General features: G+C 44.0%; 11 protein-coding genes and 1 riboswitch. All 11 genes read left to right on the forward strand.

Features of this window, described 5'->3' with window-relative positions:
* Positions 1-52: 52 nt before the first annotated feature.
* The 11 genes from HMPREF9124_RS04980 (at position 53) to HMPREF9124_RS05040 (ending at position 12,600) form a co-directional block, all read left to right on the forward strand.
* Complete coding sequence (locus HMPREF9124_RS04980) at positions 53-688, forward strand: GDSL-type esterase/lipase family protein (RefSeq protein ID WP_009429675.1); 636 nt, start codon at positions 53-55, stop codon at positions 686-688.
* 244 nt (positions 689-932) lie between these two features.
* Entirely contained in the window at positions 933-2,309 is a 1,377-nt protein-coding gene (locus HMPREF9124_RS04985; protein ID WP_009428038.1) for an alanine/glycine:cation symporter family protein, read from the forward strand.
* 527 nt (positions 2,310-2,836) lie between these two features.
* A riboswitch (glycine riboswitch) is annotated at positions 2,837-2,927 on the forward strand.
* Between the two features lie 88 nt (positions 2,928-3,015).
* Complete coding sequence (locus HMPREF9124_RS04990; protein ID WP_009428541.1) at positions 3,016-3,414, forward strand: GrdX family protein; 399 nt, start codon at positions 3,016-3,018, stop codon at positions 3,412-3,414.
* Positions 3,415-3,447: 33 nt separating this feature from the next.
* Entirely contained in the window at positions 3,448-4,728 is a 1,281-nt protein-coding gene (locus HMPREF9124_RS04995; RefSeq protein ID WP_009429400.1) for a glycine/sarcosine/betaine reductase component B subunit, read from the forward strand.
* Between the two features lie 10 nt (positions 4,729-4,738).
* Entirely contained in the window at positions 4,739-6,046 is a 1,308-nt protein-coding gene (gene grdB, locus HMPREF9124_RS05000) for a glycine reductase complex selenoprotein B (protein ID WP_083816304.1), read from the forward strand.
* 407 nt (positions 6,047-6,453) lie between these two features.
* On the forward strand, positions 6,454-7,401 hold the full coding sequence (gene trxB, locus HMPREF9124_RS05010) for a thioredoxin-disulfide reductase (RefSeq protein ID WP_009429102.1): 948 nt from the start codon (positions 6,454-6,456) through the stop codon (positions 7,399-7,401).
* A gap of 79 nt (positions 7,402-7,480) precedes the next feature.
* A complete protein-coding gene (trxA, locus tag HMPREF9124_RS05015) occupies positions 7,481-7,810 on the forward strand; it encodes a thioredoxin TrxA (protein ID WP_009428576.1) in 330 nt (109 codons plus the stop codon).
* A gap of 65 nt (positions 7,811-7,875) precedes the next feature.
* The gene (grdA, locus tag HMPREF9124_RS05025) at positions 7,876-8,349 is read left to right on the forward strand and encodes a glycine/sarcosine/betaine reductase complex selenoprotein A (RefSeq protein ID WP_081485007.1); all 474 of its coding nucleotides are present in this window, start codon (positions 7,876-7,878) and stop codon (positions 8,347-8,349) included.
* A gap of 244 nt (positions 8,350-8,593) precedes the next feature.
* Positions 8,594-10,129: a glycine/sarcosine/betaine reductase complex component C subunit beta gene (gene grdC / locus HMPREF9124_RS05030; protein ID WP_009427739.1), complete on the forward strand. Its 1,536-nt coding sequence runs from the start codon at positions 8,594-8,596 to the stop codon at positions 10,127-10,129.
* A 15-nt stretch (positions 10,130-10,144) separates the two neighbouring features.
* Positions 10,145-11,299, forward strand: a complete 1,155-nt coding sequence (grdD, locus tag HMPREF9124_RS05035) for a glycine/sarcosine/betaine reductase complex component C subunit alpha (protein ID WP_009428253.1) — start codon at positions 10,145-10,147, stop codon at positions 11,297-11,299.
* Between the two features lie 191 nt (positions 11,300-11,490).
* Entirely contained in the window at positions 11,491-12,600 is a 1,110-nt protein-coding gene (locus tag HMPREF9124_RS05040; protein WP_009429056.1) for a YkvI family membrane protein, read from the forward strand.
* Positions 12,601-12,704 lie beyond the last annotated feature (104 nt).

A 12,704-nucleotide genomic window follows, 5' to 3' on the forward strand; every position in this document is an offset into this window, starting at 1 on the left:
TAGTGTGCGGTATCTCTTTTATAAATATCGAATCTGTAAGAGGGGGAAGGCTATGAAGGAAAGAACTGAAAGAAAACGTTCTTGTCTGATTTATGGGGATTCTTTAACTTACGGCTATCTTCCGAATGAGAAGCATCAGGATCTGAGGCTTCCGGTGGAGGAACGCTACACGACGATGCTGGAGCAAGCCTTTCCGGAACTTCGTTTTTCCATCCACGCCAAGGTAGGACGTTGTATTCCCTATCTTCCTTTTGAGTGGGAAGACTTCAAGGAAGCCTGCAAGGGATTTACAAAAGAGGACTTTCTAATCGTATTTTTAGGGGTAAATGATTTCCTAAGCTACGGAAGGCCGGATATTCCAAGGGTGGTCAATCGTCTTAAGGAATTTTTAGAGGACTTTTCAAAGGAAGGAATTCCTTTTATTGCTTCTCACATTCTGTATATTTGTCCGCCGGTTTTGGATTTTAGAGGGGATAAATCCTACGAGTCCTTTAGCACAATGGACGGAAAATTGAATGAGGCTCTGGCGGAATTCTGTAAGGAAGCGGAGATTTCCTGTTTTAATACGGCAGAGCTTTCCCTGGAGAAATTTCCCGACGGGGTACATCTCACAGGAAGCGCACAAATACAGTTGGGAAAGGCTATGGCTCAATTTATACGGAAAGAAAATTTCTTTTCTTTTTCTTAAAGAAAGACATGATAAAGGGGCTGCAAAATCTACGATTCTCAAGGTCTGCAAGTAGTAGTAAAAAAGATTAAAATTCATAAACTTTTGATTTTATTTATAAAAATTTACTATAGACTATCCCTATAAATAAAATGTTTTTGTTGAAAAGGACCAGTTGTTTGGATAAAATATTAACAAATAATTGTACCGGCAGGGTGTTTAAAAACATTTGCCAAACAACTTATCAAGAAGAGGAGAGGAAAATATGGATGCATTAAATGCAATCATCAACAAAGGGAATGATTTCTTATGGGGCTTTTTGCTCATCTTCCTTTTGTGCGGAACAGGAATTTATTACACATTTCGGCTGAAGTTTATCCAGCTGCGCCGTTTTGGAGAGGGCTTTAAGCTGGTATTCGGACATTTCAGTCTGAATGGTGAAAAGCATGATAGCGGAGAGATGTCTCCGTTCCAGGCTATTGCAACGGCGATTGCGGCACAGGTTGGTACAGGAAACCTTGCCGGAGCGGCAACCGCTATCGTAAGCGGCGGCCCGGGAGCCATTTTCTGGATGTGGGTTTCCGCATTCTTCGGAATGGCTACCATCTACGGAGAGGCAGTTCTTGCACAGACCTATAAAGAGGAAAAGGACGGACAGGTAACCGGCGGACCGGTTTACTATATCAAGGCCGCTTTTAAGGGAACACTCGGAAAAGCGATGGCAGTTGCCTTTGCTGTTTTCATTACCCTTGCACTCGGCTTCATGGGAAACATGGTGCAGTCCAACTCCATCGGTGCTGCATTTAAGGAAGTGTTTGCCGTAATGAATGTCAAAGTTCCGAGCGTAGCTATCGGAATATTCGTAGCAGCCATCGGCGCTTTTATCTTCTTTGGAGGAACAAAGAGACTGGCTGCCGTATTGGAGAAGGTTGTTCCGCTTATGGCAGGGGTTTATATCGTAGGTGCTTTGGTTTTCATCGTAATGCACATCTCCGCACTTCCCGGTGCAATCAGCTCCATTTTTATCGGCGCTTTCAACCCGCAGGCGGTAGTTGGAGCGGCAGCAGGTATCACCATTCGTCAGGCAATCCGTTTCGGTGTGGCTAGAGGACTTTTCTCCAACGAAGCAGGTATGGGTTCTACTCCTCACGCTCATGCAAGAGCAAAGGCAGAGTGCCCGGATGCACAGGGACTTTGCGCTATGGTTTCCGTATTTATCGATACTTTCGTAGTATTGAACTTAACCGTATTTGTTATCTTAACGAGCGGAATCCTTGGAACAATTGATCCGACAACAGGAGAGGCTTTTACCGGTATTCGTTTGACACAGCAGGCTTTCGTGTCCGGCTTCGGTAACTTCGGTCACTTCTTCGTTGCCTTCTGTCTTTTCTTCTTTGCCTTTTCTACAGTACTTGGATGGCACTTCTTCGGTGCGGTAAATGTTCAGTACCTGTTTGGTAAAGGAGCAGTAAAGCTGTACTCCGCAATCGTTGTGGCTTGCATCATCATCGGTACAACGCTTAAGGTAAATCTGGTTTGGGATATGTCCGACTTCTTTAACGCTTTGATGGTTATCCCAAACGTACTGGCACTTCTGGCTCTCTTTAATGTAGTAAAAGATACGAAGAAGAGAAGCAAGTAATAGAAACTGAATAGAAAATAAAATATAGGATTATTTCGGTCGCTGTGCCTTTTCCGTGTTTTGCGGAGAAGGCACAGCGATTTACTCTTAAAAAGTTTCGCGGACGTGGCATGAAGCATCTTGCTCAGAACGAGTATTATATGCGAAGCGTGCGATATCTCGCTTGTACAGAGAAAACTCCAAAAAAGAAGAAAGAGCTTTTTCTATTTGGGCTCTTTCTTCTTCTTCATCTTTGGCTATTTTAGACTTTCGTCTCGGGTTATCTTTAGGATATAAAATAAGGAGCAGAATGTAAAATTGTTTTTAGATATAGGGACCCTGATTGATAGACTAAAACTATAAATAGAGAGGAGGATATCGCTAACAATGCGGAGAAGTCAATATAAAAGCACTTATAGGGAAAGTGCAAATATCTTCCGCTATATTTGTTATATAAATGTATAATTTGCTTATAGCAATTAGCTATAACTGGCATTGATTAGTTGATTTTATCGGTTGAAATGTTAAAATAAAGTCAAATCAAAAAACAGTGCATACTCAGAGAGAGTGCAAACCACCGAAGAGGCAAGTTGTCGAGAAAACAATGAATCTTTCAGGTAAAAGGATGAGTATGCAGGGGACTCTGAATCAATGATGAAACAGGGAACGGAAAAGATTTTTTCCTGCCCCTGTTTTTTGTTCCACTAAAAGAAAGGAGCAAAAATCTATGAAGACCCTTGTTATTTTGACAAACAATCCGCTGGTTAAGGAGAATTTTCCGAAGAAGTATCCGGATGTAAAAGTAGAGATTGATTTTCGTGAAATATCTTTCATGGATGTTTTACGGGGAGTGCGGGACATGGTTCACTCGGGAGCAAAGATTTTGACCCACCCTTTGGACGGGTCGATTAAGCCCAATGAGACTCCGTATGAATCGGTGCTTTTGGATAAGACGCCGGAGGAAGGCTTTGATATGAAGTCTTTGGATTTGATTGAATACGCATTGAATACCTGCGAGAAATTCGAGGAAAAGGATCGTATCCACATTGAAGAAGTACAGAAGGACTTTCAAACTCTGGATTGGACGCTTCTTGACAGTGGCTTGGAATCGCTTATGTTACATTAATTAACATAAACTTATTTAAAGGAGGTACAAAAAGTGAAACTGGAATTAGGTAAGATTTTCATCAAGGACATCCAGTTCGCAGACACAACTGAGATTAAGGACCACGTTCTCTATGTGTCGAAGAAGGAACTTACGGAGGTCTTCCTTACGGAAGAGAAGATTAAGGAAGTGGAATTCGACATCGCTAAACCCGGCGAGTCAGTTCGTATCACTCCGGTAAAGGATGTTATTGAGCCCAGAGTAAAGGTTGAAGGAAAGGGCGGTGTTTTCCCGGGAGTGGTTTCTTCCGTGGAAACAGTCGGTTCCGGAAAGACCTATTGCCTGAAGGGCATGGCAGTGGTTACTGCAGGACCGATCGTTGGTTTCCAGGAGGGTATCATCGACATGACAGGTCTTGGCGCAGAGTATACTCCGTTCTCGAAGACCATTAACCTGACTTGTGTATGTAAGCCGGTTGAGGGTACAGAATCCCACGCTTACGAGCAGGCTGTTCGTATGGCAGGACTTAAGACTGCTACCTTTATTGCCGAGAAGGCAAAAGAGTTAACTCCTGATGAGACAAAGGTATATGAGACTTTGGATCTTATTGAAGGTGCAAATGCATATCCGAATCTTCCGAGAGTTGGTTATGTTCAGATGTTACAGTCTCAGGGACTTCTTCATGACACCTATGTATACGGTGTAGATGCGAAGAAGATTCTTCCGACCATTCTTTATCCGACAGAGGGTATGGATGGAGCTATCATTTCCGGAAACTGCGTATCCGCTTGTGATAAGAACCCGACCTATGTTCATGAGAACAACCCGGTTGTCGAGGACCTGTTCGAAGAGCATGGTAAGACCATCAATTTCGTGGCACATATCATTACCAACGAGAACGTTTACCTCGCTGATAAAGAGCGTTCCTCCAACCAGACTGCTAAGCTTTGCAAGATGCTTCACTTAGATGCGGTAATCATCACTGAGGAAGGATTCGGTAACCCGGATACTGACCTTATCATGAACTGCAAGAAGATCGAGGCAGAGGGCATCAAGACCGTTATCGTTACCGATGAGTACGCAGGAAGAGATGGAAAGTCTCAGTCCCTTGCCGATGCTGACGTGGCTGCCAATGCGCTGGTAACTGCAGGAAATGCTAACCAGTTAATTACTCTTCCGAAGCTCGATAAGCTGATCGGTACATTGGACTATGTAACCAAGATTGCAGGAGCAAGTGATACAACACTTAAGCCGGACGGATCTTTGGAAGTAGAGTTACAGGTTATTACCGGTGCTACTTCTGAGGTAGGATTCAATAAGCTTAGTGCAAGATAAGGAGAAAGAAATGGGAAAATTAAGAGTTGTACAATATATTAACCAGTTCTTCGCTCAGGTAGGTGGAGAGGATAAGGCTGATTATCCAATGGAGTACCATGAGGGCCCCATGGGACCGGGACTTGCATTCCAGCAGGCTTTCGGTGACGAGGCTGAAATCATTGGCACTATCGTTTGCGGAGACAGCTATTTTGGTGAGAATACCGATAAGGTAAAGCCGGAAATCTTAAAGAAGGTTGCTGAGCTTAAGCCGGATTTATTCATCGCAGGACCTGCATTCAATGCCGGCCGTTACGGATTTGCCTGCGCTACTATTGCTGCAGCAGTACAGGATGAGCTGCATATTCCTGTTATCACAGGTATGTATGTTGAGAACCCGGGTGCTGATGAAGCGAAGAGCAAGATTTACATTGTTTCCACAAAGAACAGTGCAGCCGGTATGAAGGATGCCGTTAAGAAGATGGCTCCCTTAGGTTTAAAGATTGCTCGCGGAGAGAAGATCGGTTCTTCCAAGGAAGAAGGATATATCCCGCAGGGAATTCGTGTAAACTTCTTCGAAGAGGAGAGAGGTTCCAAGCGTGCGGTTAAGATGCTTCTTGCAAAGATTGCAGGTAAGGAATTCACTACCGAGTATCCGATGCCTTCCTTCGACCGTGTAGATCCGATGCCTGCTGTTAAGGATCTTTCCAAGGCAACCATCGCACTGGTTACTTCCGGCGGTATCGTTCCGAAGGGAAATCCGGACCACATCGAGTCTTCCAACGCTACTCGTTACGGCGAGTACAATATTGCAGGGGTAAATGATCTTACTGCAGAGACTTATGAGACTGCTCACGGCGGATATGATCCCAGCTACGCTAACCAGGATGCAGACCGTGTTCTTCCGGTTGATGTTTTGAGAGACCTTGAAAAAGAAGGAAAGATCGGAAAGCTTTACGATTACTTCTACACCACAGTAGGTAACGGAACAGCTGTTGCTTCCGCTAAGAAGTTCTCCGAGGAAATCGGTGCTAAACTGAAGGCTGCACATGTAGATGCTGTCATTCTGACCAGCACGTGAGGAACCTGTACACGTTGCGGTGCAACGATGGTTAAGGGTATCGAAGCTACAGGAATTCCTGTTGTGCATGTATGTACAGTTACACCTATCTCCATGACAGTAGGTGCTAACCGTATTGTTCCGGCGATTGCTATTCCGCACCCGCTGGGTAATCCTTCTTTAAAGCCTGAAGAAGAGAAGGCATTAAGAAGAAAGATCGTAGAGAAGGCTCTGCATGCTCTTACAGTGGATGTTGATAAGCAGACAATCTTCAAGTAAGAATTGTTTTCGACAATAATACGGAAATTACCGTGAATTGTGTTTGATAACGAGGGCAATGCGTGGAATGCGCTATCTCGTTGACGGGATTTTGAGGGGCAGGGCTCCTGCCCCTTTAAATTCTTAATGAGTTTCGTGCGCAAAGTGTGCGATATCTCGTTTAAAAAGGGCCTTGTGCTTATGGCACAAAGGATTTTATTCAAACGGGTTTTAAAATAATTGGCTATTATGGATTTTTGCGATAACGATATCGAGCTATTATAGAATAAGAGAAATTTGGCATTCGGAAAATCTATTTTAATGACCATAACTTATAGTGTATAATAGATTTGCTATTTTAATTCGGGTTATTCACTGCAGTGCAGTAAAATATACATTTAAGCAAAAGGAAGGAGATTCAGAAGACTATGTCAAAGCTTTATGATGTTTTGATTTTAGGAGCCGGTCCCGGAGGACTTGCAGCAGGCTTGTATGCAGGAAGAGCAAGACTTTCCACCTGTATCATTGAAAAAGGACAAGATGGTGGACAGATTGCGATTACTGATTCTATTGAAAACTATCCCGGACAGATTGTAGAAGGTGAGTCAGGTCCCTCTCTTATTAAGAGAATGACAGAGCAGGCTGAGCGCTTCGGATGCGATCGAGTACATGATACGATCAAGTCGGTTGAATTGGAAGGCGATGTAAAGAAGGTTGTCGGCGTTAACGGAACCTATGAGGGAAAGACCTTGATTATCGCTACCGGTGCGAATCCCCGTCCTATCGGATGCAAGGGTGAGCAGGAGTTCCTTGGAAAGGGTGTTTCTTATTGCGCAACCTGTGATGCCAACTTCTTTGAAGGGCTTCCGGTATTCGTAGTGGGTGGAGGAGACTCCGCTGTAGAAGAAGCAATGTACCTGACCAAGTTTGCAAGCTCTGTTACACTCATTCATAGAAGACATGAGTTAAGAGCTGCTAAGTCCATTCAGGAAAAGGCTTTCAAGAACGAGAAGCTTCACATTATGTGGGATACGGTTGTTGAGGAACTTTCCGGAGATGACATCTTACAGAAAATCAAGGTGAAGAATGTCGTTACCGGTGAAGAGCAGGTACTCGAGGCTAGTGAAGAAGACGGTATGTTCGGTATTTTCGGTTTCATCGGAAGAATCCCGACTACAGAGCTTTTCCAGGGCACGAACCTGAAGATGGACGAGAGAGGATATATTCCTACGGACGAAGATATGCACACCAATATTCCCGGTGTATTCACCGTCGGCGATGTTCGTGTGAAGAGCTTAAGACAGGTTGTAACCGCAGCGGCAGACGGTGCGATTGCAGCTACGCAAGCTGAGAAGTATCTCAATGAGATGGAGTAATTTTCATTTTGTTTAGAGTTTCTCGAATACCTTTGTGTAAATCTAAAATCAGATAGTTTATGTTGATAAAGGAGGAATTATGTTAGAAGTTAATAAGGACAATTTTGAAGAGGAAGTATTGAAGGCTGAAGGTTATGTGTTTGTAGACTTCTTTGGAGATGGCTGTGTACCTTGTGCTGCACTGATGCCTTTTGTACACTCCTTAGCCGATCAGTATGACGGAAAGCTGAAGTTTACTTCCTTAAATACTACAAAGGCAAGAAGACTGGCAATCGGTCAGAAGATTCTCGGACTTCCGGTTATGGCTATTTATAAAGACGGACAGAAAGTCGAAGAATTAGTTAAGGATGCTGCAACAGAAGAGTCCATTAAGGCAATGGTTGAGAAGTACGTTGCATTAAATGCCTAAATTTATTACCGCGTATTTGGCATTTCGCCATTACGATATAAACTTTTCAAGAAAGGAGAGAAGAGATGGCTATTTTAAAGGGTAAAAAAGTAATCATCATCGGAGACCGTGACGGTGTTCCAGGACCAGCTATTCAGGCTTGTGTTGAGACTGCCGGCGGAGAAGTAGTTTTCGCTTCCACTGAATGCTTCGTTTGAACGAGCGCAGGCGCAATGGATTTGGAAAATCAGAAGAGAGTAAAGGATTTTGCTGAGAAGTTCGGACCGGAGAATCTGGTTGTAGTTCTTGGCGCTGCTGAGGGAGAGGCTGCAGGACTTGCAGCAGAGACCGTTACAGCAGGTGATCCTACCTTCGCAGGTCCATTGACAGGGGTCCAGCTTGGACTCACAGTTTATCACGTTTGCGAACCGGAATTGAAAGCAGAGTTTGATGAGGCCGTTTATGACGACCAGGTCAGCATGATGGAAATGGTTTTAGATGTTGATGACATCGTAAATGAAATGAACAATATTCGTTCTGAGTATTGCAAGTACCTTTAAAAAATAGGGGAGCTTTTTCGGGCTCCCTTTTTTTCTCAAAGTTTACAAAAAAATAGCTAAATCAATAGCACATCATCATCTCTTCATTGTTCAGGATAACAAGAAGCGAAAGCAAATTTTATATTTTATTTATAAAGAGTGTTGCATACACGGTTGCAATGACTCATTGAGGATGAAAGCCCGCAGGGTTCTTTCATCTCCGTCACGAAATGGTAAGTTTATATTCTTTAAAGAGGGAATTCATATGAATAGTATTATTAAAGGCGTTGGATATTGCTTAAATTACACACCGGGACTGATGTTGCAGCATGGTTCCACCATTGCAACGGAGAGAGTAGTAAATCCGGATGGAGAGTTCTTAAAGGAGATGGGAAAGCATGTTCGTTCCTTTGAGGATTGCGTGGCGTATTGGCCGAATCAGGTTTATATCGGAAACAAGACTCCGGAAGAGTTAAAAGGAGTGGAGTTCCCTTACTATGATAAAAAAGTAGAGGGCGCGAGCCGTTACGGTAAGTTCGGTGAGATTATGCCGGAGGCGGAGTTCCTGCTTCTTGCACAGGCTTGCGACTGTTTCGAAGTTGTATATCTTGAGAAAGGCTTTGTAGCAAAGCATAAGCCTGAGCTTGCAAAGGATCCTGTTATTACTGAAGAAATCTTAAATCGTGTAACAGAGGGTGCTGAGCTTTCCGAAATTCAGGGCTTTGTAGACAGACATGAAGCTGAGCCTTTATTTTACGAAGGTGCGCTCATCGGTTGTGTAAAGAGAGCACATGATATCGACGTAAACTTATCTGCGGAAGTAATGCTTGAGAATATCATGAACAAAGCAAGTTCTGTTCTTGCTATTTTACATTCCTTAAAGCACTCCGGTGTAAATGCCAATGAAATCGAGTATGTTATTGACTGTTCCGAGGAAGCCTGCGGTGATGTAAACCAGCGTGGCGGCGGAAACTTTGCGAAGGCAGCTGCGGAAATTGCAGGACTCCAGAATGCAACCGGATCCGATGCAAGAGGCTTCTGTGCAGGGCCGTCCCATGCCATGATTGAAGCTGCCGCTTTAGTTAAAGCAGGTGCATTCCATACTGTTGCCGTAATCGGTGGCGGTTGCGTACCGAAGCTTGCCATGAACGGTAAAGATCATGTGAAGAAGGAACTCCCGATGCTGGAGGATTGCCTTGCTTCCTTCTGTATTATCGTTTCCGAAAATGACGGCAAGTCCGCTGAAATCAATCTGGATATCATTGGTCGTCACACTGTAGGAACCGGTGCCGCTCCGCAGAACGTAATCGGTTCTCTTGTAGCCGATCCGCTTGAGCGCGCAGGACTGACTGTAAAGGACATCGACAAATTCTCTCCGGAGATGCAGAATGCCGATATTACAAAGCCGGCAGGTGCAGGAGATGTGCCGATGGCAAACTACAAGATGATTGCCGCACTTGCTGTAAAGAAGGGATGGCTTGATAAGGCAGATCTTGCTAATTTCACTGAAGAGAAAGGCCTCATCGGTTATGCTCCGACACAGGGTCATATTCCGTCCGGTGTACCGTTCGTAGGATTCGCTAAGGAAGATATCGAAGCCGGAAAGATGAACAAGGCTATGATTATCGGTAAGGGATCACTCTTCCTGGGAAGAATGACAAACCTTTTTGACGGTGTTTCCTTCATTATTCAGAAGAATACCGGAAAGGGAACAGGAGCAGTTTCAGAGGAAGAAGTTCGCTCTATGATTGCTAAGTCTATGAAGGATTTTGCTGCTTCCATTTTGGGAAATCAGGAATAAGAAAGGAAGGGTAGAATGGCTAAGGAAATTAAAGAACTGATTGCCGATACCTTTTTAGCCATGGCAGAGGGCTTAGAAACCGGTTCTTTCGGGAAAAAGCCGCGTATTGCTTTAACAGGTATGGGTTCCGAGCATGGAGAGGAAAATTCCATGCAGGCTGCAGTAGCTGCGGCAAGAGACGGCGTGGATGTGGTTTATATCGGTTCCTTAAAGCATGAACTGGTAGAAACCGTTGAAGTTCCGGATGATGAAGCAGGCCATGATAAGATGGACGAGCTTCTTAGTGAGAAGAAGATTGACGGTGCGGTAACCATGCACTATCCGTTCCCTATCGGGGTATCTACTGTAGGACGTGCTGTAACGCCGGGAATCGGTAAGGAAATGTTTATTGCCAATACCACCGGTACATCCAGTACGGATCGTATCGAAGGTATGGTGAAGAATGCTATTTACGGTATCATTACCGCAAAGGCTTGCGGCTACGCCGAGCCGACTATCGGAATCTTAAATGTAGACGGTGCAAGACAGACAGAGAAGGCTTTAAAGAAGCTTCAAGCGAACGGTTATCCCATTCATTTTGCAGAGTCTTCCCGTTCTGATGGCGGATGTGTTATGAGAGGAAACGATGTTCTTCGCGGTACACCGGACATCCTGGTAACGGATTCTTTAACCGGAAATGTGCTTTCCAAGATGCTGTCTTCTTATACAACAGGCGGTTCCTATGAAGCACAGGGCTTCGGATATGGCCCCGGTATTGGAGAAAACTACGAGAAGCTGGTTATGATTATCTCCCGTGCTTCCGGAGCTCCCGTTGTTGCCAATGCACTGCGTTTTGCCGGAGACTTGATTAAGGGCAAGGTTTTCGAAGTGGCTAAAGAAGAGTTTAAGAAGGCGAAGAGAGCCGGCTTGGATGATATTCTTGCTGAGATTCGCGAGGCAAATAAGCCGAAGGATAGCGGTGAGGATGTGAAGGAGCCTCCAAAGGAAATTGTAACCGCTGCAGTTTACGGTATTGAGGTTACAGACCTCGATGATGCTGTTCGTTGTCTCTGGAAACTCGGAATTTATGCGGAATCCGGAATGGGCTGTACAGGGCCGATTATTCGTATCTCCGAAGCAAATTTGGAGAAGTCCGAGGCTGAGTTGAAGGCTAAGGGATATATCTCTTAATGGACATAAAGGAAATATTACTCGCTTTGTAAGAGGTAATCAGTAAGAATAAGATAAGTGCCGCTGCAGGTTTGCAGAGCATTCTTGCAGCACACTTATTTTTGTGCCCAAAATTCGGGAGAAGCTAAGGGGAGTATAGCGGTCTTTGTACCGTAAGTAAGCAATTGAAAAAGTAGATAAGGAGTAAGTGAATGGAAAATAAGAGTGTGCGATTTACAAAGGTGCTGAGTTTCTGCGGAGCCTGTATTGCATTCTATATCGGGGCCGGCTTTGCTACCATGCAGGAAATTATCCAGTATGTAGCATCTTATGGATCACAGCTTGGGATAGTTATTGCGGTTAATGCAGCAATTTATATTTATACGGATTTATCTTTTGCAACAAACGGAAGTAGATTAAAGTTGGAAAGAGGAGGAGATATTTATAAGCATTATTGTGGAAAATATATCGGTGGCTTCTTTGACTACTTCTCTGCATTCTTTTGCTATGTTTGCTTTATCGTAATGTGCGGTGGAGCCAATGCTACGGCACAGCAACAGTGGGGACTTCCGAACGGTGCGGGAGCAATCATTCTTTCCGTTTTTGTTATTGCGACAGTGATTTTCGGATTGGACGGCGTGATTCAAACTTTGGGAAAGGTTGGTCCGGTTATTGTTTTATTCATTCTGATTGTATCGGTTATCAGTATTTTTAACGGTGCAGCAAATATCTCGGAGAATATTAAAGCGGTAGATAATAATCTGTACAAAATTACGCAGGTCGGAAATGGAAATCCCTTCCTCTCCGGTGCCTCCTATGCAGGCTTTATGCTCCTTTGGTTTGCCAGTTTCCTCGCGGAAATCGGGGCGAAAAACCGGGTAAAAGAAGTAAACATCGGGATGCTTTTCTCTGCGATTTTTATTATGGGCACCATGGTGATTGCCAGTGTAGCATTGCTTGCCCATATTGACGTTACCGCACAGGCGGATATTCCGGCTTTGATTTTAGCAAATAAGATTTCTCCGGCTTTGGCAGGATTTTTTGCAGTCATCATTTTCTGCGGTATTTATACGACATCCGTACCTCTTCTTTGGACCAGTATCGGAAGAATTGAGAAAGAGGGAACCAAGAAATATAAGATTTATACTGTGGTACTCGGGATTATCGGTTGTGTGATTGCCTGCTTTCTACCGTATAAGGATTTGGTTAATGTGCTCTATGGTCTTAACGGCTACTTGGGCTTTGCATTGGTTGCTTTTATGCTGTTCTACGATGTTCGTACCAAGATGAGTAAAACCCTGGTGAAGGAAGACGAAGAATAGGATTTAAGAACATTCGGCTGTTTTTTAAAAATGATTTTTAAGTAAATAGTTTCTTATGAAAAGCTAAGTTGTGCTATAGTACTAAAACACAACTTAGCTTTTTT

Source organism: Oribacterium sp. oral taxon 108 str. F0425, from assembly GCF_000214455.1.
In the GTDB taxonomy this organism is placed as follows: domain Bacteria; phylum Bacillota; class Clostridia; order Lachnospirales; family Lachnospiraceae; genus Oribacterium; species Oribacterium asaccharolyticum.

What these genes read in the sequence shown, in the direction of transcription:
- HMPREF9124_RS04980 (WP_009429675.1), top strand. Translation starts at nt 53, where the DNA reads ATGAAGGAAAGAACTGAAAGAAAACGTTCTTGTCTGATTTATGGGGAT.
- HMPREF9124_RS04985 (WP_009428038.1), top strand. Translation starts at nt 933, where the DNA reads ATGGATGCATTAAATGCAATCATCAACAAAGGGAATGATTTCTTATGG.
- HMPREF9124_RS04990 (WP_009428541.1), top strand. Translation starts at nt 3,016, where the DNA reads ATGAAGACCCTTGTTATTTTGACAAACAATCCGCTGGTTAAGGAGAAT.
- trxB (WP_009429102.1), top strand. Translation starts at nt 6,454, where the DNA reads ATGTCAAAGCTTTATGATGTTTTGATTTTAGGAGCCGGTCCCGGAGGA.
- trxA (WP_009428576.1), top strand. Translation starts at nt 7,481, where the DNA reads ATGTTAGAAGTTAATAAGGACAATTTTGAAGAGGAAGTATTGAAGGCT.
- grdC (WP_009427739.1), top strand. Translation starts at nt 8,594, where the DNA reads ATGAATAGTATTATTAAAGGCGTTGGATATTGCTTAAATTACACACCG.
- grdD (WP_009428253.1), top strand. Translation starts at nt 10,145, where the DNA reads ATGGCTAAGGAAATTAAAGAACTGATTGCCGATACCTTTTTAGCCATG.
- HMPREF9124_RS05040 (WP_009429056.1), top strand. Translation starts at nt 11,491, where the DNA reads ATGGAAAATAAGAGTGTGCGATTTACAAAGGTGCTGAGTTTCTGCGGA.